Source organism: Rhizobium sp. L51/94 (genome assembly GCF_019355555.1).
Taxonomy (GTDB): Bacteria; Pseudomonadota; Alphaproteobacteria; order Rhizobiales; family Rhizobiaceae; genus Rhizobium; species Rhizobium rhododendri.
Window position 1 is genome coordinate 1,463,145 of record NZ_CP072141.1, and the last position, 26,900, is coordinate 1,490,044.

The window sequence follows — 26,900 nt, forward strand, 5'->3', positions numbered from 1 at the left end:
GCGCAAGCTTCGCTGCCTATCTTCGCTGCAGGGCACAAAGCCAGTTTGGTCTTTGACGAAGCGTGCGAGAACAGAATGAATCTGTTAAATCAACTACTTCAGATATTGAAGAATGTTCAGAATCTAGGCCGAAACCGCCTTATGGCGTTAGGCGGCGTCGCAGTGCTTTCCATTGCCGTGGTTCTGGGCGCAGCCCTTTACGTCAATAAGCCCGCCCAGGAGACACTTTACGTCGGCCTGGACAAGCCGGACCTCAACCAGATCAGCATCGCGCTTGCAGAAGCCAATATCGCATTCCAGGTCGGCACCGACGGGACCAGCGTCACGGTCCCTGCAGGCACCACAGGCAAGGCGCGTCTGCTGCTCGCCGAAAAAGGCCTCCCCAACAGCACCAATGCCGGCTACGAACTGTTTGACAATGTCGGCTCTCTCGGCCTGACCTCCTTCATGCAGGAAGTCACTCGCGTTCGCGCTCTCGAAGGTGAGATCGGTCGCACCATCACCTCGATCAACGGCATCAGCGCCGCCCGCGTTCACATCGTTATGCCCGATGTCGGCAACTTTCGCAAAGCCGGGCAAAAGCCCACAGCCTCCGTCATGATCCGCGCCGGCTCCGAAGCTGGCCGCAAGTCTGCCCAGTCCATTCGCCATCTCGTCGCCTCGGCCGTGCCCGGCCTCGAAGTCGACGACGTTACGATCCTGGATTCCACCGGCCAGCTGCTCGCCTCCGGCGACGATCCGGGCAACAATGCCCTCAACCGTAACCTCGGCATTGTCCAGAACGTCCAGAGCGAGGTCGAGAAGAACATCGACAAGGCGCTTGCTCCGTTCCTCGGCATGGACAATTTCCGCTCCAGCGTCACGGCGCAGCTGAATACGGACACGCAGCAGATCCAGTCGACGGTCTACGATCCGGAATCCAAGGTCGAGCGCTCGGTCCGCACCACCAAAGAAAACCAGAAATCACAGCAGCAGCAGTCTGACACGGCTGCGACGGTCGAACAGAACATCCCCCAGGCGGCGCCCGCATCGGGTGGCGCCAGCCCGCAAAACAGTGACCAGACCGACAAGAAGGACGAGCAGACCAACTACGAGATCAACAGCACGACCACGGCCACCGTCCGTAACAGCTACAAGCTCGAGAAGCTTTCGGTCGCCGTCGTCGTTAACAAGGGTCGCATCGCCAAGATGGTTGGTGAACCCGCCGACCAGGCGAAGATCGACGCCTATATCGCCGACATGCAGAAGATCGTCGCGACGGCTGCCGGCCTCGACCCCAAGCGCGGCGATATCATTACCGTCAACGCCATGGATTTCCTCGACACCCAGTTGCTCGACGACACGGCCTCTAGCCCCGGCATCATGGACATGCTGAGCCGCAACATGGCTGGCATCATCAACTCGCTCGCCTTCGTCGTCGTCGCCTTCCTGATCATTATGATGGGCTTCCGTCCTTTGATCCGCTCGGTAGCCGGTGGACGCCTGGCCGGTACAGAAGCCGATAGCGCCCTGCCGGATGCAGCAGGCCTGGAGCTGCCGGACTTTGCTCCGGGCGGTGCCGGAGCCGGTGGCGCCCTGATGGACGGCTTCGGCTCCGACTTCGGCTTCGACAGCACCGACGACCTGCTGACGATGGGCGACGACGACGGCAACTTCAATCGCCGCGTCAAGGAAGGCCCGGAACGTCGCCTGTCGCGCATGGTGGAAATGAGCGAAGAACGCGCTGCGAAAATCCTCCGAAAATGGGCAGTCGACGTCGCCGCCTGACACAAGGGCCGGGTTCATTCCCGGCCTTTTTTCGTGATCGGTCCGACGCCTTTGTTCTTCCCGAAAGCCGGCCATTGATGGTTTTGCAGAATCGTTTTAACGTTGAACCGGGGAATGGATCAGGGGGCCGATTTTGATCGTATATTCAAATACAGAGAATAGATGTCTCCGAAATCCTTAGAACTTGGAGGTCTGCTGCTCCAGGGTGTACGTTTGTTCATAGTGATTCGGGGACAGAGAGTTAAAACACTCAAGGTCAGATTTAGTCCAGGCAGGACGTCCTAGCGCCCACGTTAAACGTTTAACATGGCAGGAAATGCAAATGGACATGAATATACTTCAGGCGAGCCGCAGCGAAGGGGATGTTATTCTCCCAACGCTTCCCGCCAAGAGCATGACCCGTGACCAGCTTATCCTGCGTCTGATGGACGTCGCAGGCTCCCCCTACATCCATTCGGGCCTGCGCGCCCTGACCGATTATATCGGCGCCTCCCACTATATGCTCGCCCGCTGCGACCTGCTCCAGGAGAGCGGCCTCGATTTCGTCATGTCGTCCGACTGGCCGTTCGATCTCGTCCGGCGGCTGGCATCCCATCTCGTCGGCGCCTATGTGCGGACCACCGAGATCGAGAAGTGCATGTTGCTGTTCCAGCCAAGCTTTTCGGTTTTGCCCGACGACGTGACCTTGCCGGAGGGATCGAGCCGCCAGTACTGCTCGCTGACACTCAATGTCGGCCGCACCCGGCTGTCGCTGATGCTGCTCTATCGTGACGGTTTCATCCTGTCGCCCGAACGTCTTCGCGAAGTCGGGTTGCTGACGGCCTATTTCGCGAGCTTCGGGCATTGCGTCGAGGGCAAGGGCGAGCGCAGCTTCGAATTGACGGACCGGGAGCTGGAATGCCTGTTCTGGATCGCCGAGGGCAAGACCAGCGACGAAATCGCCATGATTCTCGGCATCTCACGCAACACGATCAACAATTACATAACCAGCGTCATGCGCAAGACCGCAACCAAGACCCGGTCCGAAGCGATCGCGTTTGCGGTCAGAAACAATCTGGTCTGAGGGGTCACGATGAAATACGCGCCGGACAGAACGACCGTATCGCGCGAACTGAAGATGACGCGGGTTCACCGTATCTCCAGCCGTTCCGACCTTTTCCCGCGCCTAGTCGCGATGCAGAAACTGATCGACGCCCAGAATTTCGCAATTTACCGCGTCGCCGGTTCTGGCCTTCCCAACAGGCTGCGTCTGGTCTGCGAGCTGGAAAACTTCGGTCCGGCCAATCCCCTGGTCACGAAGGCCATTCTCGACGCTTACGGCGATGACATGCTGGAGCATCTCGAAAAATCGCTGCTGCCGCTCATGTGGAACGGCGTTGACGACGAGAGCACGGCCGAAGCCATCGATTTTGCCTCGTTCACATTGCGGCTGAAATCCAAGATGCTGCCCTATGCCGGCATTGTGTTTCCGGTCCGGCTGGGAACCGTGGGTAACGGAATCGTCCTGTTCACCGCCAATTTTATCGACGTCAGCAGCGACGTCATCGTCGATTTGCATGGTCGAAGCTGCCAGATCATGATGGATCTGCTATCGCTGGACGAACGGCGCAACTCTGCGGTGGAATCGTTGAGCGAGCGGGAAATCGCCTGCCTGCAACTGGCCGGAGACGGCCGGATCAGCGAAGAAATAGCGGACAAGCTTGGCCTTTCCGTGCATACGGTCAACGCCTATCTCGGCTCGGCGACGATCAAGCTCGATAGCGTCAATCGCATCCAGGCAATCGCGAAGTCCATCCGGCTTGGCTATATCAGCTGACATCACCGTCATCCATTCCTTCACTGCAGGCCGAAACGCGCTTCACCCGGCGTGTGCCGGGTGAAGCTTGAGCTCTGGACAGTATCAGGCAGCGGCGAAAGGCACGGCCACGAAGGTCTTTGTGCCGTCCCGTTCGATCATCAGCAGAACTGACTTGCGACCGGCCTTGCTGGCCTGCGCCACCTCAGCCTGAACGTCATGGGCGTTGCGGGCCGGCTTCTGGTTGACCGAGACGATCACATCGCCTGGCTGGATGCCGGCGGACGCTGCAGCCTTGTCGGGATTGACGCTTTCCACCACGACGCCTGTGACGCTATCGGGAAGATTGAGCGACTGGCGAACTTCCGGCGTCAGTTCCGCAAGCCCGATGCCCAGCGCAGGCTTGTGACCCTGCTGCGCGTCGCCGCTCTCGACGGAAGCCTGCTCGTCGCCTTTGTCGTTGCCGCCAACCGTTACCGGCAGGTCAACGGACTTACCGTCGCGCCACACTGTCAGGCTCTCCTTCGTACCCGGCGACAGGTCGGCCACGAAGCGCGACAGGTCCTTCGGCATTTTCACGGACCTGCCGCCGAGCCCGGTGATGATGTCGCCGCTCTTGACGCCGGCATTTGCGGCCGGCGTCCCGTCGCTTACCTGCGCCACCAGGGCACCCTGCGGCTGGGTCAAGCCAACGGCTTCGGCGATATCCTGCGTCACCGGCTGGATCTCGACGCCGAGATAGCCATGGTCGATCGAGCCGCTCTTCTCGAGCTTGGCGACGATGGTCTTTGCCTCGTCGGACGGAATGGCGAAGCCGACGCCGACGCTGCCGCCGTTGGGCGAGTAGATCGCCGTGTTGATGCCCACCACCTGGCCGTCGCTATCTACCAGCGGACCGCCGGAATTACCGTGGTTGATCGGCGCATCGATCTGGATGAAATCGTCGTAGGGGCCGCTGTGCAGGTCGCGGCCACGGGCGGAAACGATGCCGGCGGTGACCGTCGTGCCGATGCCGAAGGGATTGCCGATGGCGAGAATCTGGTCGCCGAGCTTCAGCTTGTCGGAATCGCCCCATGCGATGGTGGCAAGGGGCTTGGGAGACTGGATCTTGATGACGGCGAGGTCGGACTTCGGATCGGCGCCGAGCAGCTTAGCCGGGAGCTCCGTCCCGTCATCGAGGGTCACCTTGATGTCGATGGCCTTGTCGATCACGTGGTTGTTGGTGACGATCACGCCATCCGAGCTGATGATGAAGCCGGAACCGAGGGCCTGGCTGTGACCCTGGCGGCCCTGCGGCGCCTGTTGCGGCATCGGCATGCCCTGACCGCCGAAGAACTGGCGGAACTGCTGGTCCATCGGCGAACTGTCGCTGTCGTCGCTGACATTGTCGGCTTTCATCGTCGTGGTGATGGTGACGACCGCAGGCTTGTCGGCGCTGACGATCGGCGCAAACGAGCCGTTGGCGGCGATGATCCCGCCGACAGCGCCGGATTGGCCTGCGGCATTGGCGGCCGTGCTATTGAAAACCAGCGGCAGCGAGGCCGCCCCCAGGATGAAAGCAGCGCCAACGAGGGCTGCGGTCCGGTGTCTCTGAAGAATTGACGACATGATATTGGTCCCTTGCGAGCGTGTGAACACGATGCCGGGCCGCCTGTCTCGCGTTAGCGGTCGATTGCATCAAAGGCTCAGGCAGGTCTGCCATGCAGCAGATGGGTTCGCCTGAACTTCGACGCCAAGTAATAGCCCGCTCGAAACGGGTGTCATGTTAAACATAAATAATCAGAATATCGCGGATATGACCACATTTTCGCCGATAAAGCGGGATTAGGGGTCGGAATTACAGAAAAGTAATTCAAATCGCAGCCAGCATTACTCCGTGGCAATGTTGGCCGCCATGCCGTGTAATGCTGCAGGGATGCGGGGCTGAACACGTCGGACAAAAAACCAGGGCGACGGTCATGCGTCGCCCTGGTTTCGTAATGGGATTTCGGCAGTTCAGACGCTTCACGCGTCCATCGCCGGGGATGTCGGTATGGTGTAACGTGCCTGGCTGAGGCTCTGGGCGAGCATAGCCGTATTTTCGTCCGGATCGCTCGACGGATTGTCGAAGGCGATGTGGTTGATCTCCACGCCGGCATGGTGTTCGGTCAACGCCAGCTTGGCGTAGACGGTTATGCCGACCGGTTTGATCTCGAGGTCGATGCTGACTTCCGCCGGGCCGCCCCATTCGAGGGCATAGTCGCCCCCTAGGCCAAAATTGACCGTGCCCGGAAGGAAGTAGAGTTCTGCGGCAGAGGCAACCAGGTCGGCAAGGTTGCCATAGGATTCAAAACGCAGCAGGGAAATCAGGTCCGCTGCGTCAAGCAGTCTCAGTTCGCTTGCCACAGGGCTAATGGCCTCGGCAAGGATCTGTTCGCGTTTTTCGGAGTAGGGGCATCTTTTCATTCGTTATGGTACCCGCTTATTATTTGATTTCGCCGCATAGATACGATGAATCAGTTCTGCGACGGCCTTAAAAAATACTGACGGGATGACACTATCGACCGAGACTTGCGCAAACATGGAGCGCGCAAGTGGCGGATCCTCGAACACCGGGATGTTGTTTTCCTCGGCAATTTCCCTGATTTTGAGTGCAATCAGGTCCTGGCCTTTTGCCACGACGACCGGCGCATCGTTTTCCGACCTGACGTAACGTAGCGCCACGGCAAAGTGGGTCGGGTTGGCGATGACAAGTGTTGCGCGCGAAACGTTCTTCATCATCCGCCGGCGAGCCCTGTCGCGGGCGATCGATCTCTGGCGTGCCTTGACGATAGGGTCGCCCTGCGACTGCTTGAATTCGTCCTTGACGTCCTGCTTCGTCATGCGCAGCTGGTCGTACCAATGGTAGCGCGTCCAGAACAAATCGATGATACCGACGATCGCGGTCGCCAGCAGCACGACCACAAGGATTTTCTTGATGATGCTCGCAAGCCGGACGAAAATCGTCTGCGGATCGGAAAACATCGAATCGATCGAGCTGAAGAACTCGCTGCGCAGCACGAAAAACATGATGATCCCGACAACGACGATCTTCATCATCGATTTGCCGAATTCCACCAGTCCGGGGACGCTGAAGATGCGCTTCCAGCCGGCAACCGGCGAAATGCGCGATATCTGCGGCCGGATGCGATCGAGCACGGGTGAGGGCAGGTGCTGGGCGACCGAGGAACTGATGCCGAACAGGAAGAACAGCACGACCGCCGGTAACAGCAGGTTGCCAACTTCCCAGCCGATCTTGACGAACAGCGACATCACGTCAGAGCCGGTTTCCAGGCTCCATTGGTCCGGATTTTCGAACAGGTCGCGAAGCACCTGGCCCATCCGGGCCATCCGATCCGGCAGGAAGAAGATCATGTAGATGAAGGTGGCAAGCATGGAGGCAAACAGCGTTGCCTCCCGTGACATCGGGATATTGCCCTTGTCTGTCGCTTCCCGAAGTTTTTTCTCGGTCGGATTCTCGGTCTTGCTGTCTTTGTCCTCGTCGGCCAAATCCGCTGCCCTTTTCAAACCGAAAGGCCGCGCATCATGCGCAGCCTGATCTTTGTGAGAGTCTAGACCTCCCGGTCGCCGGGTTCAACTCGGGCTATGTGCCGTAACGGCCTTGTCAACAGCTGCGGTTAAGCGGCCTCGGTGTCGGCAACGACGGGTTCCTTGAGCTGGATCTGGCCGGAATTGGCCAGCCGGATCGCTTCCTGGGCAATTGCGCGGCGGGCGATGGCGATCTCGCGTGGGTTGATACCGTTCGTACCGGCGGCAAGATCCGATTCGATCATGCGACGCTGGCGCGGGCTGATCGAGGCAAGCACCGTCTCGCGCATCTCGCCGGAAGACCCGCGCAAGGCCATCGTCAGGATGTCGGCGGAGATGTCGTTGAGCAGCAGGACGCGGCCGCGCTGCGGCATAAGCATCAGGTCGTCGAACAGGAAGATCTTCGGACGGACCTTGTCGACGGAAGCCTGGCTCAACGTTTCGAGCGAGCTCAGCAGCGTATCGACCTGCGGCTTCTCCATTTCGTTCATCAGTTCCGCAACCTTGGCCGAGCCGCCTGCGTTGCGTTCCATCTCGATCTCCGCCAACAGCGCCACGACGCGGTTTTCGATGATCTGTGCCGCCTTCGGACTGACGTCCTTGAGGTTGACCGTCCGGTTCATGATGTCGGCGCGCTGGGCGTCCGGGATCTGCATCAACACCTTGGCACCGAACGACGATGGCATCATCGACAGGATGTAGGCGATGGTCTGCGGATGCTCTTTCAGGAGGAAGCTGCCGACAAAAGCCGGTTCGCCTTCGCCGAGGCGGTCCCAGATCGACGTTTCGAAGGCCTGGAAGGCTGTGCGACGGCCGAGCAGGCTGTCGACCTCGTCTGGCGTCAGGCCCTCCTCGAGAATGCTCTCGATAGCCTTGGCGTTATCCATCAGACCGGCACCTTCGGTGAACAGGTCTTCGAATTCGGCAACGAGGATTGCCAGTTCGTCCGGGGGAATGGGGCGCAGCGACTGGGCGGACGAAATGATCAGCTGCAATTCGTGCTGGGTAAAATATTTCAACAAACGTCCCGCGACCTCCTTGCCCATGGCAAGAAGGACGGCCGCGGCTTTTTCAGCCTGAGATAACGGTTTCTCGGCTACAGCGCCGCCGAAATCGTCAAAGTCCATCATGGTCTTCTCCGTCCCAGACTTGGGGGGTATTAGGCTTTCTTCGTGCCCAAGACTTCAATTAGCTTGATCCCGAAGCGCGTATCGTCATTTTCCAGCACGGTGATTTCGCCACGAGCAATCCGCCGACCGTTGACCGTGATCTCGACCGGCTCGCCGATTTTCTTGTCGAGGGCGATGATCGCCCCTTCCGTCAAATTCATCAGGCCGGAGACCTGCATGCGGCTGCTGCCAAGCACGATCTGGACATCGATCGGGATGTCCATGATCAGGTCCATGTTCGACGTCAGCGCGCTGCCTGGCGCCTGCTGTGTCTCGAACGACGAACCGCCGAAATCTCCGAGGTCGCTAAGATCCGAATCTGTCGATGCGCTATCATCGCCGAAATCGCCAAAACTGGAAAGGCTCATCGGCGAGGCTGCAGCGTCGTCGTCCTCAGCGCCGAAATCGCCGCCGAAGTCTGAAAGGTCGCCGGCATCCTTTTTCAGGACGCCGCGCAAACCGTCGATCGCATCGTTCAACTCGTCCTCGTTGCCGGGCAGGTCGAGAGCGTCTTCGCCAACAGTTTTTGTTTTCCTGGGTGCCATAACTTTACTATTCCATTTGAAACTTGCCTCAAGCTGCCGTTGGCAGCCCCGGGCTTTGGAAACCGATCAATTCATGAGGTGCTTGAGCAATTCGCTATCGGAGTTGACGGTGTCCTTGACACGCACCGTGTAGTTTTCGCCGGACTTGCCGAATTCGCAGATGTAGATGTCCTTGCCGTTGGCGCTGACCTCGACGTTCACATCGCTGCTGTCCATGAACGGAATGACGTCGCCGACGGCAAGCTTGGAGATTGTCTCCAGCGTCAGCGATTGCAGCCGGATGCGGGCGTCGATCGTCACATGGGAACGGTGAACCTGCTCCGTGATCTGTTGGGTCCAAGCTTCCGACTTCACCGTCTGGTTCTTCGCCTTCGGTGGCGTGACGACGGTTTTCAAGAGGACCTTCTGCGGCACCACCAGCATGAAATGCGATGTGGCGGCGCCCAGCTTGATCGACATCTTGATGGCTGCCGCATACTCGTCCGGCTGGCCTTCCGCCGGCGGCTTGCCGTCTTCGATATTCTGCGCTGGCTCGAGGTAGGGCTCGAAACCGCCCGGTGCGTTGACGGCGGAGCGCAGCACGCTGGCGATCTTGTCGAACACCATGACGGCAAGGTCGAGCTCCATTAGCGAGAGCGGCCGCAGCTTCGGCGTTGTGATGGTCTCGGGCATCGCGCCCAGCATCCGCTCCATCAGCGTCAGGATAAATCCGGCGCCGCAGCCGAGCACGAAGTTCGGCGACCAGTTGCGCAACGAGCCGTGGACGACGGCGACGTTCGCGCCGAGCCCTTCGATCAGCTCGTCCATGGCGCCGGTCTTGCTGCCGGCATAGGAGACGACGACGTCGATGCCGATCTCGCTCTTGATAAGGTCAGGCAGGAATTCGCTGTAGACCTGACCGATCGAGGCACAAAGTTTCTCGACCCGTTGGTGATCGCCCAGGCCGCCGGTCAGCTTGGCGAGAAGGGTCGGACTCATCGGCGTACGCGGTGTATCATCCATCATCAAGCTGCCTTGTTCTCGCCGCCCGGATTCATCATTTCCTGCTCGACGGCATCGATCGAGGGACGCTCATAAGCCGAAATTGTCTTGCGGCCGTATTCCAAGGCAACCTGCGGTACGGAGCCGTTCATGTAGGCGAGCAGCGTTTGCTTGACGATGACATAGAGGCGATGCTGCTTGCTGCGGACGATCTTGATCTGCGAAACCAGCGGCGCGCACACCGAATAGGACAGCAGGATGCCGAGGAAGGTGCCGACCAGTGCCGAGCCGATCAACTCGCCCAGCACTTCCGGCGGATCGTTGATATGGCTCATGGCCTTGATGACGCCGAGAACGGCCGCGACGATACCGATAGCCGGGAAGGCGTCGCCCATCGTCGTGATCGCGTAGAATGGCTTCATCTTGTCATGCAGGATGGTGTTGATTTCCTCGTCCATCAGCGCCTCGATCTCGTGTGAGCGGGCATTGCCAATGATGATCAGGCGGACATAGTCGCAGATGAAGGCCGTCAGTTCCTTGTTCTTCAGGATCGTCGGAGCCGTCTGGAAGATCGAGGATTCGTCCGGATTGTCGATGTGTGCTTCGATCTCGTTGCGCGACTTGGTGCGCAGGTCGCGCATCAGGGCATAGAGGACGCCGAGCACGTCGAGGTAGTTGCGTTCCTTTGGCACCGAATGCTTGAACGCCTCGCCCAGTGCCTTCCCGGAATCCTTGATGACTTTCATGGTGTTGGCCATGATGAAGCCGCCGAAGCCGGCACCCCCGATCACCAGGAACTCGAATGGCTGCATAAGCGCACCGAGATGGCCACCCATGGCCATAAAGCCACCGATGATGCAACCAAAGGTCACAACGAATCCGATTATGATGTTCATCGACGGTCCATACCTGACGTTGTTTCTGATGTCTGGAGTAGGTTGCCTATCTTGCGTGAGGCTGTTTCCCACGCCGTTTTTGCCAAGTCTTCCATAGTGTCAGCTTCGCACAAGGAAGTGCTGAGATAAGGCAGGGCAAGGGCATCCATGCCCATCTAACGAATGGACATGCACGTCACCGGCGGCTTCCATTTCCGTTATTCTCCAATGTCCGGAGGGCGTTGCCATGCAGTCTGGTATCTATGTGTCTCTATCCTCGCAGATGGCCCTCGAGCGGCGGCTGACGACGATCGCCGATAACATGGCCAATGTGAACACCACTGGCTTTCGCGGCACGGAGGTCAAGTTCAACCAGGTGCTCAGCAACACCGACAACAAGCTCGGCTCCAAGGTCGCCTTCGTGACGCAAGGCAACGATTATCTTTCAACCGAGTCCGGCGAACTGCAGAATACCGGCAGCCTGTTCGACTTCGCGGTCAAGGGCGATGCCTGGTTCGGCATCAATACTCCCGCCGGCACAGTTCTGACACGCGACGGACGGTTTTCGATGACATCGACTGGAGCCCTTGTATCGGAGCGGGGCTTCCCTGTCCTCGATCCCAATGGCGGGCAGATCCAGCTCAATCCGCAGGGCGGAGAGCCTAATGTCACGGCCAACGGCGAGATCTTCCAGAACAACAAGCAGATGGGCACGATCGGTCTCTACACCGCCGACCTCAGCAAGGGCTTCGTGCGATATTCCAACAGCGGCATCATTGCCTCGCAGACACCGCAGGCGGTCGTCGACAGTTCCAAGGTCGGCGTTGCTCAAGGATATCTCGAAAATTCCAACGTCAATGGCATGCGCGAGATGACGCAGCTGATCGAAGTCAGCCGCGCCTTCGACAACATATCGACGCTGACGGGCTCGAGCGAAAGCTCGCTCGACGAGGCAATCAAGACCCTCGGCAGCAAGTCATCTTAAGGGGTCGGTAGATGGATCAACTCGAAGACACGATCTTGGATCCGCTAGGCCTCGAAGATCCGGATGAGACGCCGGCGGCCCCTGTGCTCCCGGAAATACCGATTTCGCAGAAGCTTGGGCAACTCGCCGAGCTTGCCCGCTACTACGGCACGCCGGAGAACGCCGTTGCCCATGGCGGCCATGTCAGGACCATTGCCGCTGGCCACTACACCGTCTCCGGCCTCTCGCGGCACGTCCGGCTTGGCGAATTCGTCGGCCATCTGTCTCCGACGGGCGTCCACCTCGGCGAAGTCGTGCGGGTCGAGCAGGACCTGATCTTCGTCTGCCCGATCGAGCCGGGCGAGCCGATCGGCATTCACGACAAGGTCATCCAGAAGGGTGCCTTCCGTATCAGCCCATCCAGCGACTGGTGTGGGCGCACGATCAATTCGCTGGGCGAGCCTATCGATGGGCTGGGTCCCCTGACGCAAGGCTCCACGCCCCGCTCGATCTCAAACCTCGCCCCGCCGTCGATGACCCGTCAGCGCGTTGAGACCGGGTTCAAGACCGGCGTCCGCGCCATCGATATCTTTACGCCGCTGTGCCTCGGCCAGCGCCTCGGCATTTTTGCCGGCTCTGGCGTCGGCAAATCGACGCTGCTGTCGATGCTGGCGCGCGCCGAGGCTTTCGACAAGGTCGTCATCGCGCTGGTCGGCGAGCGTGGCCGCGAAGTCCGCGAGTTCATCGAAGACACGCTCGGTCCGCATATGAGCAAGTCGGTCGCAGTCGTCGCCACCAGCGATGAAAGCCCTATGCTGCGCAAGATGGCGCCGCTCGCAGCCATCACCATCGCCGAACATTTTCGCGATGCCGGCGACAATGTGCTTCTGATCGTCGACAGCGTCACGCGCTTTGCCCACGCCATCCGCGAAGTCGCGACGGCGTCCGGCGAGCCGCCGATTGCCCGTGGCTATCCGGCCTCTGTGTTTACCGAACTGCCGCGCCTGCTCGAGCGCGCCGGTCCCGGCCCGGAAGGTACCGGGACGATCACCGCGATCATCTCGATCCTGGTCGACGGCGACAATCACAACGACCCGATCGCCGATTCCACCCGCGGCATTCTCGATGGCCATATCGTCCTGCAGCGCAGCCTAGCCGAAGAGGGACGCTATCCGCCGATCGATCCGCTGTCGTCAGTCTCGCGTCTTGCCCGAAAGGCATGGACGCCGGACCAGGAGAAGCTGGTGTCGCGGCTGAAGTCTCTCGTCCACCGCTTCGAGGAAACTCGAGATCTCCGTCTCATCGGCGGTTACCGGGCCGGCAGTGACGCGGACGTCGACATGGCGATCAAGCAGGTCCCGCTCATCTACGACGTTCTTAAGCAGTTGCCGAACGATCGCCCCTCGATCGATGCCTTCACCGACCTTGCAACGGCGTTGAAGAATGGTGCTGCCGCCCCGGCCAACGCAAGACCCAGAGGCTGACGTGAAAGCAATCGATACAGACGCCGGCGCAAAGCCGTTGACGGAGCAGAAGCGCAAGCGTGTCTTGCGTGGCGATACGGCGCTGAAGGGTGCTGGTCTGGCGCTGGCCGCACTGTCGGCTTTCTTCCCCTGGTATGTATTCCTGAACCCCGACAAGTTCGGCATGCAGGTGGCTGAGGGCGAACGCACCCGTGCTTTGCCGAGCAGCTGGGAGCAGCGCAACGTCTTCAGCGTCTCTCCGATGGGATTGGCCAACAGCAACGAGACGGACAGCAAGCCCCTGGTCGATACCGATCGATTGACCACGGCGACGACCGGCACCGCCGCTCCCGCCGACGTCAAAGGCGCCGATGCCGAAAACCAGCCGTTTCCGGGCGTGTCCGATTTTCGCCTGCTGCACGTTTCCAACGGGCGTGCGCTCATCCAGGATGCAGCCGGCATGTATGTCGTGAGGATCGGGTCTGTCCTTCCCGACAACAGCCGCCTTTCGCGCCTCGAGCAGCGCAAGGGCAAGTGGGTGATGATCACCTCGACCGGCGCTGTCTACGACGCCAACTGACGGCGCGCCTTTTGGGCGCTTCGTTTCATGGAAAAACCTCCCGACGGAAGGACGGCAGCATCGCCCGCGCGGTGCTGGGCGGAGAGGCGTATCGGCGACGGCCGCGCATATTCGAAGTTACGCAATCAAACGCGTTTGCCGCAAGTCCCACGCAAGATTACCGGCCTAGTGTCTAGGCATACGAATGGAGATGATCCCCATGCAACCGATCCAGCTTTTTGACCTAGCATCGCGCCAAGCAGAATGGTTGTCGGTGCGTCAGCAGGTGGTTGCAGGCAACATCGCCAACGCCAACACCCCCAAATTCCATGCCAAGGACGTCACGCCGTTCGAAGCCGTGCTCAACAACCAGACGGTTGGCATGGCGCGCACGAACCCGGCGCATCTTTCAGGCACCGAAATGGGCAGCACCGACAAAATCGGTGTCGAGGAAGCCTCTCTAAACCAGGAAATCGGTGTCCAGGAATCGGGCAACACCGTTGGCCTGGAATCCGAACTGACCAAGACCGGTGAAATTCAGCGGCAGTACGGTTTGAACACCGCCCTCGTCAGTTCCTTCAATCGCATGATGATGATGGTCGTGGGGAAATAAAAAATGGATCCATTAACTGCTGCCATGAAGGTGGCAGGCTCAGGTCTCGAAGCTCAATCGACCCGCCTGCGCATCGTTTCGGAAAATATCGCAAACGCCCGTTCGACGGGCGACACGCCGGGCGCCAACCCCTACCGCCGCAAGACGGTAACCTTTGGCGCCGAACTCGACCATACCAACAACCTGACCACGGTCGGCGTCAAGAAAGTCGGTCAGGACCAGGGCAAGTTCGTCGAGGAATACGACCCCGGCAATCCAGCTGCGGACCAGAGGGGCTACGTCAAGATGCCGAATGTCAACGTTCTCGTTGAAATGGCCGATATGCGCGAAGCCAATCGCTCCTACGAGGCCAATCTCCAGACGATCAAGCAATCGCGCGATCTAATCAATTCCACCATCGATTTGTTGAAGTCCTGATCATGATTGACGCTATCAAAAGTCTCACCTCACTTTCTTCGATGACGCGCGGCCTCGGCAGCGTTTCGGAAGATGCGTCCTCGTCGCTGACAACAGGCTTGATGCCCGGCCTGTCGACTGGCGTGACCACCCCGGGTGCAACGCCTGGCGCCGACACCGGCATGAGCTTTGCTTCTGTCATGAGCAACATGGCCAAGGATACGGTCAGCACCCTGAAGGGAGCTGAAGCGGCTTCCTTCGCCGGTATCAAGGGCACCATGGGCACTCGCGAGGTGGTCGATGCCGTCATGCAGGCCAACCAGACCCTGCAAACGACCGTCGCAGTCCGTGACAAGCTTGTTTCGGCCTTCCTAGACATCACGAAAATGCAGATTTAACGGGATCGGACGAAGACATGAGAGCGCTTGCCATTGCGGCTACGGGCATGGATGCCCAGCAGACCAATCTCGAGGTCATCGCGAACAATATCGCGAACATCAACACGACGGCTTACAAGCGCTCCCGCGCCGAGTTTTCGGACCTTCTCTACCAGACGGAACGGGCCAAGGGCATCTCCAACCGCCCCAACCAGGCAGCCGTACCCGAGGGCGCCAATATCGGTCTCGGCGTGCAGACGTCCGCCGTCCGCAACATTCATATCCAGGGCGAGCTGTCGCAGACCGAGAACGATCTCGACGTCGCGGTTGTCGGTCGTGGCTGGTTCCAGATCCAGATGCCTGACGGCACGACGGCCTACACCCGCGCCGGCTCCTTCAACAAGAGCGACACCGGCCAGATCGTCACCGTAGACGGCAATGTCCTGCAGCCTGGGATCACCGTTCCAAGCAACGCCAGCAAGATCACGATCAGCACCTCCGGCGAAATTTCCGCCACCATCGGCACGTCGGCCACGCCGACGATCCTTGGGCAAATGCAGCTCGCCAATTTCGTCAACGAGGCAGGCCTGCAGCCCATGGGCAGCAATCTGTTCACCCAGACCCCGGCCTCTGGCGATCCCGTCGTTTCCAATCCCAATCTCGATGGCTTCGGCGCGATCAAGCAGGGCTACCTGGAATCGTCGAACGTCGACCCGGTGAAGGAAATCACCGAGCTGATTACGGCCCAGCGCGCTTATGAAATGAATTCCAAGGTTATCACCACGGCCGACGACATGGCCTCGGTGGTCAGCAAAAACCTCAAGTAGCAAAGAGAGAGCCGGACATGATCGTTCGCCAGGCAAAAAGCGTTGCAGTCGCGTGGCTCGCCGTCGTCGGCCTGGCCTGCGGGTTCGTGCTGGCCCCCAGCGCCAGTGCGGAAGATCTGGGAATGGGCAAGGCGGTCGTTCCGACGGAAGCCATCTATCCCGGAGACGTTATCAGCAGCGGTCAGCTGGAAGAGGTGCAGATCACCAATCCGAACCTCACCGGCGACTTCGCCCGCTCGATCGACGAGGTCGTCGGTCGGGTGTCGAAGCGGACATTGCTCTCCGGACGTACGATCGCGATCTCTGCGCTTCGCCAGCCCTTTGCCGTGACGCGCGGTTCCAACGTCCGGCTGGTGATGAGCATGGGCGATATGATGATTTCGGCTGCCGGAACGCCCCTCGACGACGGTTCTATCGGTGACAAGGTCCGCGCCCGCAACATCGATTCCGGCATCATCGTCAACGGCACGGTCCTCGAGAACGGTACGATCCGTGTGGTAGCAAAATGAGAAGCCTGCGTCTTTTCCTGGCCATCCTGCTGATGCTGCCGAGCCTGACCGCACCCGGTCCGGCGGCAGCGATGAGTTCGCGCATCAAGGACATTGCCTCGCTGCAGGCCGGCCGCGACAACCAGCTGATCGGCTACGGCCTGATCGTCGGCCTGCAGGGCACCGGCGACGGCCTGCGCTCGTCGCCGTTCACCGAGCAATCGATGCGCGCCATGCTCCAGAATCTCGGTATCTCGACGCAAGGCGGCCAGTCCAGCGCGAAGAACACCGCCGCTGTCATGGTCACCTCGAACCTTCCGCCATTCGCCAGCCCCGGCAGCCGCATCGACGTGACGGTCAGCTCGCTTGGCGACGCAAGCTCGCTGCGCGGTGGTACGCTGATCATGACATCGCTCAGCGGTGCCGACGGCCAGATCTATGCCGTCGCGCAAGGCTCCGTCATCGTTTCGGGCTTTCAGGCCCAGGGCGCGGCAGCAACGGTGACCGAGGGCGTCACGACTGCCGGTCGCGTGCCCGGAGGCGCCATCGTCGAGCGCGAGCTGCCGTCGCGCTTCAAGGACTCGGTCAATCTCGTCCTGCAGCTGCGCAACCCCGATTTCTCGACCTCGATCCGCATCGCCGACACGGTCAATGCCTACGCCTCGTCCCGTTTCGGCGCGCCGATTGCCGAAGCCAAGGATTCGCAGGAAGTGGCGATCGCCAAGCCGAAGACGGCCGATCTTACCCGATTGATGGCCGATCTCGAAAATCTCGAAGTCCAGACCGATACGCCGGCCAAGGTCGTCATCAACGAGCGCACCGGAACGATCATCATCGGCGCCGACGTCCGGGTCTCGCCGGTTGCCGTGAGCTATGGAACGCTGACCGTTCAGGTCAGCGAGAACCCGCAGATCATCCAGCCGCAGCCATTCAGCAACGGCGAGACGGCCGTCCAGGACCAGACCGACATCTCGGCGACCAAGTCCGGCGGCCGCGTCGCAGTCCTGCAGGGGCCCGACCTGAAGACCCTGGTGTCCGGTCTCAACAATATCGGCGTCAAGCCCGATGGCATCATCGCCATTCTCCAGGGCATAAAATCGGCTGGCGCACTGCAAGCGGAGCTCGTTCTTCAATGATGGGTAGAGACGTCCTCGTGCATCTTCGGGCGAACTGCAAGACTGTCGCCCTGGCGGCGGTCGGTGCGGCGCTGCTGATCATCCCCGGTGCGTTTGCCGAGGATACGGCAAAGCCGGCGGTCGATCCATCGAGCAGCCAGGATGAGATCCGCCAGTTCTGCACCAATATCGCGGAGCCGGCTCGCGACCAGCGCTACCTGCTGCAGAAGCAGGCGCTTGAAAAACTTCAGGCCGATGTCGACGTCCGCATTGCCATCATGGACCAGCGCAAGGCTGAGTACGAGGACTGGCTGAAGCGCCGCAACGATTTCCTTGCCAAGGCTGATGACGGCCTGGTCCAGATCTACAAGAACATGAAGCCGGATGCCGCCGCCGCCAGCCTCAACGACGTGAAGATCACCATCGCTTCTGCGATCATCATGAAGCTGAAACCAAGCCAGGCAAGCCTCATCCTCAGCGAAATGGACCCGCAGAAGGCGGCGACCGTGACCAACATCATGTCCAGCGCGTCTGATCCGAACACGTCGAAGGCCAAGGACACACAATGAACAAGTCGCTCCCCGTCACATTGGCTGCAATGGTGTTCCTCGGCGGTTGCCAGTCGCAGGCGATCAAGGAAATCGGTCGGGCGCCGGCCATGAGCCCGATCGGCAGCGGGCTGCAATATGCCCAGACGCCGCAGATGTCTCTCTATCCGAAGCGGCCGCATCAGGTGGCACAGGGCTATTCGCTGTGGAGCGATTCGCAGGCGGCGCTGTTCAAGGACGCCCGCGCGTTGAATGTCGGCGACATCATGACGGTCAACATATCGATCAACGACAAGGCCAACTGGGATAACGAGACCAATCGCGACCGGACCAACAAGAGCGGCATGAACTACGACGTCAACGCCAATATTCTGGGCTGGAACCCGAAGACGTCGGGCGCCGGGACATACGGCTCTGACACCTCAACCGATGCCAAGGGCAAGATGCAGCGCTCCGAGCAGGTCACACTGCTGGTGGCCGCCGTCGTCACCGGCATCCTGGAGAATGGCAACCTCGTCATCAGCGGCTCGCAGGAAGTTCGCATGAACCAGGAAATCCGCATTCTCAACGTCGCCGGTATCGTCCGGCCGCAGGATGTCACCGCTGAGAATACCATCTCATACGAGAAGATCGCCGAAGCCCGCATCTCTTACGGCGGTCGCGGTCGCCTGACGGAAATCCAGCAGCCGCCGCGCGGCCAGCAGGCTGTCGACCTTCTGTCGCCATTGTAGCGGCTGTAGACGAGATACAATGAAAGGCGGACCGTCATGGCAGACGACGAAGACGGCAAGAAAAAGAAGAGTACCCTGATCCCGTTGATCGGCGGCGTGCTGGTGCTGACCCTGGTCGGCGCCGGCGGCGGCTGGGCCATCGGCAATATGGTCGCTCCGAAGATACTTACAGCTGAAAAGGCCCAGGCAGCCGAGGCCAAGCCCGAGGCCGGCGGCAAGAAGGGTGAGGACGGCGCGTTGCCAACCGTTGTCCCCGAGGCCAACGGTATCCTCCAGCTGGACCCCATCACGTCCAACCTTGCCTACCCGTCGGAAAACTGGGTTCGGCTCGAGGTCGCGCTGATGTTCAAGGGGCCGACGGACGTCAAGATGGCCGAAGATATCCACCAGGATATCCTCGCCTATATCCGCACGGTTTCCCTCCAGCAGATCGAGGGTCCGCGCGGCTTTCAATATCTTAGGGACGACATTCAGGAACGTGTTGACCTGCGCTCGGAAGGGCGCGTATCGAAGGTGATGTTCAGAACCTTCGTCATCGAATGATTCGATTTCTATGCCTTTTCATCGCCATCATGGCGGTGCCCGAGTTGGCGGCGGCGCAACAGCTTCCGACAGACCTGTTCAACGCGCCTGTCAGCGGCTCGGCGGCGGCCTGGATCATCAGGACATTCGGCCTTCTGACCATCCTGTCGGTGGCTCCGGGCATCCTGGTGATGGTCACCAGCTTCCCGCGCTTCATTATCGCATTTTCGATCCTGCGCTCCGGCATGGGCCTCTCCACCACCCCGTCCAACATGATCCTGCTAAGCCTGGCGCTGTTCATGACTTTCTATGTCATGGCACCGACTTTCGACCAGGCATGGAAGGATGGCGGCGCGCCGCTTCTGGCAAACCAGATTAACGAGACGGAGGCCGTGCAGCGCATTGCCGAACCGTTTAGAACCTTCATGTCCGCCAATACGCGTGAGAAGGACATCAAGCTGTTCGTCGATCTCGCCCAGGAGCGCGGCCAGACGGTCGTCGTCGACAGCAAGATCGACTACCGTGTTCTTATCCCGGCCTTCATGATTTCCGAGATCCGCCGCGGCTTCGAAATCGGCTTCCTCGTCGTACTGCCGTTCCTGGTGATCGATCTCATCGTCTCGACCATCGTCATGGCGATGGGCATGATGATGCTGCCGCCGACATCCATCTCGCTGCCGTTCAAGATCCTGTTCTTCGTGCTGATCGACGGCTGGAACCTGCTGGTCGGCAGCCTCGTCCGATCCTTCCACTGACCTGATTTGATGTAAGTCGTGACGCCAGCGCGCCGGCGCCGGAGTATCCCCCGGCGCGCGCGAACTATTCTGCGGCGATAGCGTGCGGATTTTCGTCCTCGACCATGAACGGCACGGTGCGCGGGGGCAGGGCAGGCACATCGAAGTGCTCTGGCTCCAGCCCCTGTCTGCCGCGCTCGTACATCGTTTCAAAAGCCATCTGCAGGTGATCGCAGAAGCGCTCCGCGTCGAACAGCGGCATGACGTAGCGGTTGCGGATCAGCCGTTCCTTGTATTCCTGCACGCGAGCGCGATCGTTGGCCAGCGCAACGGCCATGTCCTCGTAGCCCTGCATGTCCGGGGCAACCAGTTCGGGTACGCCGATGGCATTCAGCAGGCTCTCGCTGACCCTGGAGGCGAAGTTCGTACCCTTGAGAGTGAGGACGGGCAGGCCGCCCCAGAGCTGTTCGGACGTCGTTGTATGGCCGTTGACCGGGAAGGTGTCGATGCCGAGGTCGGCCAGCGCCTGGCGGTCGATATGCTCGTCATAGCGGATGCGGGTGGTGAATACGATGCGCTTGCGATGAATGCCGCGTGCCTCGAAGCGGGCGGCAAGATTGGCTTCCGCGCGCGGTCCGTTGCAGACGACCCAGAGCACGGTGTTCTTGGTCCGCCTGAGGATATTGCACCAGACGTCGACCATCTGGGAGGTAATCTTGCGGTTGCCGTTGAATGACGCAAACACGAAGGCGTCTTCCGGCAGGCCGTGCTTGGCACGGCTGGTCGGGCGCGGCTTCGGGCGATGGGTCGGATCGTTCGGCTGGTAGCATTCCGGCAACCTGCAGAACTTTTCGTGGAAATGCGCCTTGGAGTGATCGGGAAGCACATAGTGGTCGCCGATGATGTAGTCGAGGTCGATGTTGACGGTCGTGCCGGGAAAGCCAAGCCAGGCTACCTGGATCGGCGCCGGCATGTGGTTGAGGATCTTTGCCCTGGTATCCTTGGTGTGGCCCTTGAGATCGACGAGAATGTCGATGTTATGCGACCGGATGAGATCCGCTGCTGCCTTGTCGCTCATGTCGCGGACATCGACGACACGGCCCCATTTGGAAAAGTCGAAAGGTTGGGCCTGCTGGCTGTCCAGCGGAGAATGATCGAAGAGGACGATCTCGAAGCGATCCCTGTCCTGCAACTCGAGAACACGCTGCATCAGCTTCATCGTCGCATGGCCAGGCCAGAAGTCCGATGACAGATAGCCGAGGCGGATCTTCTCGCCCCATGTGTGTGGCATCTTGCGGCGCTTGTCGCTGTGTCCCTCGGCAATCGGCGACGAATCGTGCACCGCAAGCTTGTTCAGCGCCTCGTCGCCACACCAGTGCAGGTGGAAGAAGGGGTTGTCGTAGCGGACGTAGTCGAGCTTGCCCGCAGCCGTTGCCGCATAAACGGGTGCTGCCTGGATATCGATGGTGGCAAGATCCGAGAACTCGCGGCTGAAGATCAGGCTGAGCGTCCGGAAGGTGATGTTGTCGGGATATCGCTTGAAAAGCGTTGTCGCGATATGGCGGTTGCCATCGTCGTAGAGATCGTCGCTGAGAAGCTTGGCCGCCAGCGTCAGATGGCGCAGGTGCAACCCGTCTGCCAGGATTTTCTTGAGGCCGCCCAGCAGTGCCTTCTGCTGTCGCGCGAGCAGGATGGTGGCCAGCACATAGGCCACGTCGGGGTCCTTGAGCGCCAAAGGGAAGATCAGCGAGCCGATGGCCAGTGCTGCGTCTTCATTGCCGCTCTCGAAGTGCAGCAGCAGGGCGTCGCGCAGATATTCCTCCCGCACGGGCTTCTGGCGACCCGCGAGTTCGAACGAACTGGCCGCCTCGGATTTGAAGCCGAGTTTCTGCAGTGTCTTCCCAAGCAGGGCGTAGGTCTTCGGCGAGGTATCGACGTCGATCAGCGCGTTGAGCGCCTCGAGGGCCCGCGTGTAGTGGCCTTTTCGGTAGTGATCGGAGGCGATCGAAAAAGCAGCTTTGTAATTCAAGAGCCAAACTCCACGCGGATCGTGATGACAGTCAGGGACGGACGACGCCCGTCTCCAGAGATTCGAGTGCCATAATGGCGCCCGGACCTTGCGTCAGGCCGGAGCGTAAATTAGCGGATTCAGCAGTCGTTAATGATGACTCCAAGGACTCCGGCGGTTCCAAAAGGATTTAAGTAGTTGGAAATAAATAGATGTGATTTTGATCACACATGACGGGTTTGGTGTCCATTGCGATGGCACCGAGGCATGAAGCCGCTCCGTGATCGCCGGTAAAGAAGTCCGGTAATGTCCCTCCATTTGTATCCAGTCCAGGGGACAAGCCTAATGACGAGTATTCAGACCAACAACTCCGCAATGGCAGCACTGCAGACACTGCGGAATGTCAACACCAACCTGAACAGCACGCAGACCGCTGTTTCTACCGGCCTGCGCATTTCCAAGGCCTCCGACAACGCCACATACTGGTCGGTTGCCACGACGATGAAGTCTGACGTCGGCGCCCTCAGTGCCGTCTCCGATACGCTCGGTCTCGGTGCTGCAAAGGTCGACACAGCCTACACCGCAATGGACAGCGCCATCGACATCGTCGGCCAGATCAAGGACAAGCTCGTCACTGCCAAGGAAGGCAGCGTCGACAAGACCAAGGTTCAGGCTGAACTTACACAGCTCCAGGCGCAGCTGAAAAGCGTTGCCCAGTCGGCTTCGTTCAACGGCGAAAACTGGGTCGTTGCCGCTTCCGGTGGCGATGCTTCGGTCGTCTCTTCCTTCGTTCGCAATTCCTCGGGCGGCGTGTCGGTATCTTCCGCAAGCTACACCTTCAACGCAGGTGCAAAGGGCAACGTTCTGTTCGGTTCGAGCGGTGGCAGCATCGATCTGACGTCGGGCATTCTCGGCACCAAGGACACCAGCGCCGGCAACTTCTCGGTCGCCAGCCTTGATATCTCCGGCATGACCGGCGGCCAGATCGACAGCGCCATGAACATGGTGGAAACAGCTCTGTCGTCGATGACAAGCGCTGCTGCACAGCTGGGTTCGCTGTCCAGCCGTATCGACCTGCAGACGACGTTTGCATCGTCGCTGAGCGACGCCATCACCTCGGGTGTTGGCAAGCTGGTCGACGCCAACATGGAAGAAGAATCGAGCAAGCTGTCTGCCCTGCAGACACAGCAGCAGCTGGCCATCCAGTCGCTCTCGATCGCTAACTCCTCGTCGCAGAGCATCCTGTCGCTCTTCCGTTAAGGCTAAAAATACCGATCGTTCGCGATCGGTAAACCTTCCTAAACAAAGAATTAACCGCGCCTCTCTAAGGCGCGGTTTTTTTTAATCTATTTCTTCTTTGACGTTCTTCTTTCCTTAACTGTATTGGTGTCATCTAGGCCTATGAAACGGTGAGTTAACCCTAACATTAAAGGTTAACAGGCATGATGCTGGATGCCGTTTCCGGCCCTGACCCGGAATGTCCCTTCTATTAACCAGTGCCAAAGGGGCAATGAATCCTATGACGAGCATCAACACCAACAATGCAGCAATGTCCGCTCTGCAGACACTGCGCAATGTCAATGCCAATTTGACGAACACGCAGACCGCCGTTTCGACAGGCCTGCGCATTTCCAAGGCTGCCGACAACGCTACCTATTGGTCGGTCGCTACCACGATGAAGTCCGACGTCGGCGCCCTCGGTGCCGTATCCGACGCCCTCGGCCTCGGTGCTGCCAAGGTCGACACAGCCTACACTGCCATGGACAGCTCGATCTCCATCGTCAGCCAGATCAAGGACAAGCTCGTCACTGCCAAGGAAGGCAGCGTCGACAAGTCCAAGGTCCAGGGCGAACTCACCCAGCTGCAGGCGCAGCTGAAGAGCGTTGCCACGTCGGCTTCGTTCAACGGCGAAAACTGGGTCGTTGCAGCTTCCGGCGGTTCCGCTTCGGTCGTGTCTTCCTTCGTTCGTAATGCTTCCGGCGGCGTTTCCGTCACCACGTCGGCCTTTGCCTTCGACGCCAGCTCGCAGGGCAACGTCCTGTTCGGCTCCGACGGCTCCGGCGGTGCCAACCTGACCACCGGTATCCTCGGCTCCGCCGAGACAATCGGCTCGTCGAGCTTCTCGGTCTACAGCCTTGACATCAAGGGCATGACCGGCGCCGGCATCGATAGCGCCATGAACATGGTTGAAGCTGCTCTGTCTGCCATGACGAGTGCTGCTGCACAGCTGGGTTCGCTGTCGAGCCGCATCGATCTGCAGACATCGTTTGCCTCTTCGCTCAGCGACTCCATCACCTCGGGTGTTGGCAAGCTGGTCGATGCCAACATGGAGCAGGAATCGAGCAAGTTGTCTGCCCTGCAGACGCAGCAGCAGCTGGCCGTCCAGTCGCTGTCGATCGCCAACTCCTCGTCGCAGAGCATCCTGTCGCTCTTCCGTTAAGAACCGCAGGGTAAAAGCTTCGGCCGCTGATCGAACTCTTAAAAATAGGTTAACCGCGCCCCTCTAAGGCGCGGTTTTTTTTATCTAAATTTTCATCAGGTGTTCAGTTTTCATTAACCATGATGGTGTCATCTAGGGTCATTGAAACGGCAAGTTAACCTCTGCGATTTGGGTTGCTAGGCATGATGCTGAAAGCTGTTTCCGGCACAGACCCGGAATGTCCCTTTTAATCACGCCGCCAAGGGGCAAAAATCTTATGACGAGCATCAACACCAATAATGCTGCGATGGCAGCCCTTTCCACATTGCGTGGAATCAACAGCAGTCTCCAGTCGACCCAGAGCGCTGTCTCTTCGGGCCTGCGTATTTCCAACGCTTCCCAGAACGCAGCCTATTGGTCGATTGCAACCACAATGAAGTCGGATATCGGCGCGATCGGCGCAGTATCGGACGCCCTCGGTCTGGGTGCTGCCAAGGTCGACACGGCCTACACGGCGATGGATAGCGCCATCGACATCGTCGGCCAGATCAAGAACAAGCTCGTCACAGCCAAGGAAGGCAGTGTCGACAAGGCAAAGGTCCAGGAAGAACTCGGCCAGCTTCAGGCGCAATTGAAGAGCGTCGCCGAATCGGCCTCCTTCAACGGTGCAAACTGGGTTGTTGCCGCCTCCGGCGGTTCTGCTTCGGTCGTCTCCTCCTTCGTGCGCAACGGTTCGGGCGGCGTCGCTGTCACAGAGTCCTCCTACTCGTTCAACACAGGGTCGCAGGGCAACGTGTTGTTCGGCGTCAACAGTAGCGGCGAAGCCGAAACCAGCTCCGGCATTCTGGGCACGACCGAACACATCGGCTCCTCGGACTTCTCCGTTTACAGCCTCGATATCCGCGGCATGACGGGTTCCGGCATCGACAGCTCGATGAACATGGTGGAATCTGCCCTGCAGGCCATGACCACTGCTGCTGCCCAGCTCGGTTCGCTGTCCAGCCGTATCGACCTCCAGACGACGTTCGCCTCGTCGCTGAGCGATGCCATCACCTCGGGTGTCGGCAAGCTCGTCGATGCCAACATGGAACAGGAATCGAGCAAGCTCTCGGCGCTGCAGACGCAGCAGCAGCTGGCGGTCCAGTCGCTGTCGATTGCCAACTCCTCTTCGCAGAACATCCTGTCGCTGTTCAAGTAAGCGTACGCCTTACTACATAAGCCGATCACTGAGCCGCGCCCCAAGGGGCGCGGTTTTATTTTTACGATACATAAAAAAGGCCAGAGTTAACGATCTGTTAACCAAATTTGTGTCATCTCGAGCTAACGCAACGGTTGGTTAACCTGTCCTAATGGTCTGTTAACAGGCATGACGCCGGTCTCCGTTCCCGGCCCTTCCGGAATGTCCCTTCTAATTCACGCCGATCAAGGGGCACCTCGACATGACCAGCATTCTTACCAACGTTCCAGCCATGTCTGCATTGCAGACACTGCGCAGCATCAATACCAACCTGCAGGACACGCAGAGCCGGGTATCTTCCGGATATCGCGTCGGCAAGGCTTCGGACAATGCGGCCTACTGGTCGATTGCGACCACGATGCGCTCCGACAACAGCGCCCTTTCAGCTGTCTCCGACGCCCTTGGCCTTGGCGCCGCGAAAGTCGATACAGCCTACACGGCTATGGATAGCGCCATCGAGGTGGTCCAGAACATCAAGAACAAGCTCGTCACCGCCAAGGAAGGCAGCGTCGACAAGAAGGATGTCCAGGAAGAAATCTCCCAGCTCCAGCAGCAATTGGAAAGCGTTGCCGAGTCCGCGTCCTTCTCCGGCCAGAACTGGATGATCGCTTCAGACGGTGCCTCAGCCTCGGTCGTATCGTCGTTCGTGCGCACCAGCACCGGCGGTGTCGCGGTCAACAGCACCAGCTATCGCTTCAATGCCAGCTCGCAGGGCAATGTCCTGTTCGGCTCCAACGCCTACGGAGAGGTCAACACCTCCAGCGGCATCATCGGCAGCGGCTCCCTTTTTGGCGCGACGACATTTTCTGTCTACAGCCTCGATATCAAGGGCATGACCTCCGGACAGGTCGACAAGGCCCTGACCATGGTCGAATCAGCGCTGCAGGCGATGACCACAGCGGCATCGCAACTGGGCTCGCTTGCCAATCGCATTGATCTGCAGACGAACTTTGTCTCGGCGCTGGGCGACACGATCGATGCCGGCGTCGGCAAGCTCGTCGATGCCAATATGGAAGAGGAATCGAGCAAGCTGACTGCCCTGCAAACCCAGCAGCAGCTCGCCATCCAGTCCCTGTCCATCGCCAACAGCAGCGCCCAGAACGTCCTGTCGCTGTTCAAATAACGGCCCGCCATCCGGCGGTCTCAGAGGCCAAGCCTTGAGTGTAGCTTGCGCGGCAATTGCTAAGGTCGATTTAGCGC

The 26,900-nt window shown here is 59.6% G+C and carries 28 protein-coding genes; 20 read left to right on the top strand and 8 right to left on the bottom strand.

From position 1 onward, the window contains the following. Positions 1-75 precede the first annotated feature (75 nt). From fliF to visR, 3 genes are all read left to right on the top strand, one after another. Positions 76-1,767, top strand: coding sequence for a flagellar basal-body MS-ring/collar protein FliF (gene fliF / locus J5274_RS07135; RefSeq protein WP_142823994.1), 1,692 nt, complete (start codon positions 76-78; stop codon positions 1,765-1,767). Positions 1,768-2,089: 322 nt separating this feature from the next. After that, positions 2,090-2,830: a transcriptional regulator VisN gene (visN, locus tag J5274_RS07140; protein WP_142823995.1), complete on the top strand. Its 741-nt coding sequence runs from the start codon at positions 2,090-2,092 to the stop codon at positions 2,828-2,830. A 9-nt stretch (positions 2,831-2,839) separates the two neighbouring features. Continuing rightward, positions 2,840-3,583: a transcriptional regulator VisR gene (gene visR, locus J5274_RS07145; RefSeq protein WP_142823996.1), complete on the top strand. Its 744-nt coding sequence runs from the start codon at positions 2,840-2,842 to the stop codon at positions 3,581-3,583. 84 nt (positions 3,584-3,667) lie between these two features. Here the strand turns inward: visR and J5274_RS07150 are convergent, their stop codons facing one another. From J5274_RS07150 to motA, 7 genes are all read right to left on the bottom strand, one after another. Next, entirely contained in the window at positions 3,668-5,170 is a 1,503-nt protein-coding gene (locus J5274_RS07150; RefSeq protein ID WP_142823997.1) for a DegQ family serine endoprotease, read from the bottom strand. Positions 5,171-5,566: 396 nt separating this feature from the next. Beyond that, positions 5,567-6,007, bottom strand: a complete 441-nt coding sequence (locus J5274_RS07155; RefSeq protein WP_142823998.1) for a hypothetical protein — start codon at positions 6,005-6,007, stop codon at positions 5,567-5,569. A gap of 3 nt (positions 6,008-6,010) precedes the next feature. Then, positions 6,011-7,090, bottom strand: a complete 1,080-nt coding sequence (gene flhB, locus J5274_RS07160) for a flagellar biosynthesis protein FlhB (protein ID WP_142823999.1) — start codon at positions 7,088-7,090, stop codon at positions 6,011-6,013. A 128-nt stretch (positions 7,091-7,218) separates the two neighbouring features. Beyond that, a complete protein-coding gene (gene fliG, locus J5274_RS07165) occupies positions 7,219-8,259 on the bottom strand; it encodes a flagellar motor switch protein FliG (protein WP_111216802.1) in 1,041 nt (346 codons plus the stop codon). A gap of 29 nt (positions 8,260-8,288) precedes the next feature. After that, positions 8,289-8,843 (bottom strand): flagellar motor switch protein FliN, encoded by a 555-nt coding sequence (fliN, locus tag J5274_RS07170; RefSeq protein WP_142824000.1) that lies wholly within the window; start codon positions 8,841-8,843, stop codon positions 8,289-8,291. A 66-nt stretch (positions 8,844-8,909) separates the two neighbouring features. Further along, complete coding sequence (locus tag J5274_RS07175; RefSeq protein WP_142824449.1) at positions 8,910-9,845, bottom strand: FliM/FliN family flagellar motor switch protein; 936 nt, start codon at positions 9,843-9,845, stop codon at positions 8,910-8,912. A gap of 2 nt (positions 9,846-9,847) precedes the next feature. Then, a complete protein-coding gene (motA, locus tag J5274_RS07180) occupies positions 9,848-10,720 on the bottom strand; it encodes a flagellar motor stator protein MotA (protein ID WP_142824001.1) in 873 nt (290 codons plus the stop codon). Positions 10,721-10,946: 226 nt separating this feature from the next. On the opposite strand from motA, the gene flgF reads away from it, so the two are divergent. From flgF to fliP, 13 genes are all read left to right on the top strand, one after another. Continuing rightward, positions 10,947-11,684 (top strand): flagellar basal-body rod protein FlgF, encoded by a 738-nt coding sequence (gene flgF, locus J5274_RS07185; RefSeq protein ID WP_142824002.1) that lies wholly within the window; start codon positions 10,947-10,949, stop codon positions 11,682-11,684. A gap of 11 nt (positions 11,685-11,695) precedes the next feature. Then, the gene (fliI, locus tag J5274_RS07190; protein ID WP_142824003.1) at positions 11,696-13,147 is read left to right on the top strand and encodes a flagellar protein export ATPase FliI; all 1,452 of its coding nucleotides are present in this window, start codon (positions 11,696-11,698) and stop codon (positions 13,145-13,147) included. A 1-nt stretch (position 13,148) separates the two neighbouring features. After that, positions 13,149-13,706: a flagellar protein gene (locus tag J5274_RS07195; protein WP_142824004.1), complete on the top strand. Its 558-nt coding sequence runs from the start codon at positions 13,149-13,151 to the stop codon at positions 13,704-13,706. 199 nt (positions 13,707-13,905) lie between these two features. Continuing rightward, positions 13,906-14,298, top strand: coding sequence for a flagellar basal body rod protein FlgB (flgB, locus tag J5274_RS07200; RefSeq protein ID WP_142824005.1), 393 nt, complete (start codon positions 13,906-13,908; stop codon positions 14,296-14,298). A gap of 3 nt (positions 14,299-14,301) precedes the next feature. Continuing rightward, positions 14,302-14,715 carry a flagellar basal body rod protein FlgC gene (flgC, locus tag J5274_RS07205; RefSeq protein WP_142824006.1) on the top strand — a complete coding sequence of 138 codons (414 nt, stop codon included), beginning with the start codon at positions 14,302-14,304 and terminating at the stop codon, positions 14,713-14,715. A 101-nt stretch (positions 14,716-14,816) separates the two neighbouring features. Next, on the top strand, positions 14,817-15,092 hold the full coding sequence (locus tag J5274_RS07210; protein WP_374113743.1) for a flagellar hook-basal body complex protein FliE: 276 nt from the start codon (positions 14,817-14,819) through the stop codon (positions 15,090-15,092). Between the two features lie 17 nt (positions 15,093-15,109). Further along, on the top strand, positions 15,110-15,898 hold the full coding sequence (flgG, locus tag J5274_RS07215) for a flagellar basal-body rod protein FlgG (RefSeq protein WP_111216819.1): 789 nt from the start codon (positions 15,110-15,112) through the stop codon (positions 15,896-15,898). A gap of 17 nt (positions 15,899-15,915) precedes the next feature. Beyond that, positions 15,916-16,407, top strand: coding sequence for a flagellar basal body P-ring formation chaperone FlgA (gene flgA, locus J5274_RS07220; RefSeq protein WP_142824008.1), 492 nt, complete (start codon positions 15,916-15,918; stop codon positions 16,405-16,407). Beyond that, positions 16,404-17,522: a flagellar basal body P-ring protein FlgI gene (locus J5274_RS07225; RefSeq protein ID WP_111216822.1), complete on the top strand. Its 1,119-nt coding sequence runs from the start codon at positions 16,404-16,406 to the stop codon at positions 17,520-17,522. The genes flgA and J5274_RS07225 overlap by 4 nt, the downstream gene beginning before the upstream one ends. Further along, the gene (locus J5274_RS07230; RefSeq protein ID WP_202617127.1) at positions 17,519-18,070 is read left to right on the top strand and encodes a MotE family protein; all 552 of its coding nucleotides are present in this window, start codon (positions 17,519-17,521) and stop codon (positions 18,068-18,070) included. The genes J5274_RS07225 and J5274_RS07230 overlap by 4 nt, the downstream gene beginning before the upstream one ends. After that, positions 18,067-18,780, top strand: a complete 714-nt coding sequence (gene flgH, locus J5274_RS07235; RefSeq protein WP_142824009.1) for a flagellar basal body L-ring protein FlgH — start codon at positions 18,067-18,069, stop codon at positions 18,778-18,780. The genes J5274_RS07230 and flgH overlap by 4 nt, the downstream gene beginning before the upstream one ends. A 36-nt stretch (positions 18,781-18,816) precedes the next feature. Further along, complete coding sequence (fliL, locus tag J5274_RS07240) at positions 18,817-19,323, top strand: flagellar basal body-associated protein FliL (protein WP_142824010.1); 507 nt, start codon at positions 18,817-18,819, stop codon at positions 19,321-19,323. Further along, positions 19,320-20,057, top strand: coding sequence for a flagellar type III secretion system pore protein FliP (gene fliP, locus J5274_RS07245; protein WP_142824011.1), 738 nt, complete (start codon positions 19,320-19,322; stop codon positions 20,055-20,057). Before fliL ends, fliP begins: the two co-directional genes overlap by 4 nt. Positions 20,058-20,121: 64 nt before the next feature. On the opposite strand, the gene J5274_RS07250 is transcribed toward fliP, so the two are convergent. Continuing rightward, the gene (locus J5274_RS07250; protein WP_142824012.1) at positions 20,122-22,065 is read right to left on the bottom strand and encodes a glycosyl transferase; all 1,944 of its coding nucleotides are present in this window, start codon (positions 22,063-22,065) and stop codon (positions 20,122-20,124) included. Between the two features lie 324 nt (positions 22,066-22,389). On the opposite strand from J5274_RS07250, the gene J5274_RS07255 reads away from it, so the two are divergent. From J5274_RS07255 to J5274_RS07270, 4 genes are all read left to right on the top strand, one after another. Beyond that, on the top strand, positions 22,390-23,304 hold the full coding sequence (locus J5274_RS07255) for a flagellin (protein WP_142824013.1): 915 nt from the start codon (positions 22,390-22,392) through the stop codon (positions 23,302-23,304). A 259-nt stretch (positions 23,305-23,563) separates the two neighbouring features. Continuing rightward, positions 23,564-24,484, top strand: a complete 921-nt coding sequence (locus J5274_RS07260; RefSeq protein ID WP_142824014.1) for a flagellin — start codon at positions 23,564-23,566, stop codon at positions 24,482-24,484. Between the two features lie 256 nt (positions 24,485-24,740). Further along, positions 24,741-25,661 carry a flagellin gene (locus J5274_RS07265; protein WP_142824015.1) on the top strand — a complete coding sequence of 307 codons (921 nt, stop codon included), beginning with the start codon at positions 24,741-24,743 and terminating at the stop codon, positions 25,659-25,661. A 241-nt stretch (positions 25,662-25,902) separates the two neighbouring features. Next, the gene (locus J5274_RS07270) at positions 25,903-26,823 is read left to right on the top strand and encodes a flagellin (protein ID WP_142824016.1); all 921 of its coding nucleotides are present in this window, start codon (positions 25,903-25,905) and stop codon (positions 26,821-26,823) included. Positions 26,824-26,900 lie beyond the last annotated feature (77 nt).

Coding starts and splice junctions, on each gene's coding strand:
- visN (WP_142823995.1), top strand. CDS start 2,090: ATGGACATGAATATACTTCAGGCGAGCCGCAGCGAAGGGGATGTTATT.
- motA (WP_142824001.1), bottom strand. CDS start 10,720: ATGAACATCATAATCGGATTCGTTGTGACCTTTGGTTGCATCATCGGT.
- flgC (WP_142824006.1), top strand. CDS start 14,302: ATGGATCCATTAACTGCTGCCATGAAGGTGGCAGGCTCAGGTCTCGAA.
- flgB (WP_142824005.1), top strand. CDS start 13,906: ATGCAACCGATCCAGCTTTTTGACCTAGCATCGCGCCAAGCAGAATGG.
- J5274_RS07155 (WP_142823998.1), bottom strand. CDS start 6,007: ATGAAAAGATGCCCCTACTCCGAAAAACGCGAACAGATCCTTGCCGAG.
- J5274_RS07270 (WP_142824016.1), top strand. CDS start 25,903: ATGACCAGCATTCTTACCAACGTTCCAGCCATGTCTGCATTGCAGACA.
- J5274_RS07255 (WP_142824013.1), top strand. CDS start 22,390: ATGACGAGTATTCAGACCAACAACTCCGCAATGGCAGCACTGCAGACA.
- J5274_RS07175 (WP_142824449.1), bottom strand. CDS start 9,845: ATGGATGATACACCGCGTACGCCGATGAGTCCGACCCTTCTCGCCAAG.
- fliL (WP_142824010.1), top strand. CDS start 18,817: ATGGCAGACGACGAAGACGGCAAGAAAAAGAAGAGTACCCTGATCCCG.
- flgG (WP_111216819.1), top strand. CDS start 15,110: ATGAGAGCGCTTGCCATTGCGGCTACGGGCATGGATGCCCAGCAGACC.
- fliF (WP_142823994.1), top strand. CDS start 76: ATGAATCTGTTAAATCAACTACTTCAGATATTGAAGAATGTTCAGAAT.
- flgA (WP_142824008.1), top strand. CDS start 15,916: ATGATCGTTCGCCAGGCAAAAAGCGTTGCAGTCGCGTGGCTCGCCGTC.
- fliI (WP_142824003.1), top strand. CDS start 11,696: ATGGATCAACTCGAAGACACGATCTTGGATCCGCTAGGCCTCGAAGAT.
- J5274_RS07230 (WP_202617127.1), top strand. CDS start 17,519: ATGATGGGTAGAGACGTCCTCGTGCATCTTCGGGCGAACTGCAAGACT.
- flgH (WP_142824009.1), top strand. CDS start 18,067: ATGAACAAGTCGCTCCCCGTCACATTGGCTGCAATGGTGTTCCTCGGC.
- J5274_RS07260 (WP_142824014.1), top strand. CDS start 23,564: ATGACGAGCATCAACACCAACAATGCAGCAATGTCCGCTCTGCAGACA.
- visR (WP_142823996.1), top strand. CDS start 2,840: ATGAAATACGCGCCGGACAGAACGACCGTATCGCGCGAACTGAAGATG.
- J5274_RS07265 (WP_142824015.1), top strand. CDS start 24,741: ATGACGAGCATCAACACCAATAATGCTGCGATGGCAGCCCTTTCCACA.
- flgF (WP_142824002.1), top strand. CDS start 10,947: ATGCAGTCTGGTATCTATGTGTCTCTATCCTCGCAGATGGCCCTCGAG.
- J5274_RS07150 (WP_142823997.1), bottom strand. CDS start 5,170: ATGTCGTCAATTCTTCAGAGACACCGGACCGCAGCCCTCGTTGGCGCT.
- fliN (WP_142824000.1), bottom strand. CDS start 8,843: ATGGCACCCAGGAAAACAAAAACTGTTGGCGAAGACGCTCTCGACCTG.
- J5274_RS07210 (WP_374113743.1), top strand. CDS start 14,817: ATGCCCGGCCTGTCGACTGGCGTGACCACCCCGGGTGCAACGCCTGGC.
- fliG (WP_111216802.1), bottom strand. CDS start 8,259: ATGATGGACTTTGACGATTTCGGCGGCGCTGTAGCCGAGAAACCGTTA.
- J5274_RS07225 (WP_111216822.1), top strand. CDS start 16,404: ATGAGAAGCCTGCGTCTTTTCCTGGCCATCCTGCTGATGCTGCCGAGC.
- fliP (WP_142824011.1), top strand. CDS start 19,320: ATGATTCGATTTCTATGCCTTTTCATCGCCATCATGGCGGTGCCCGAG.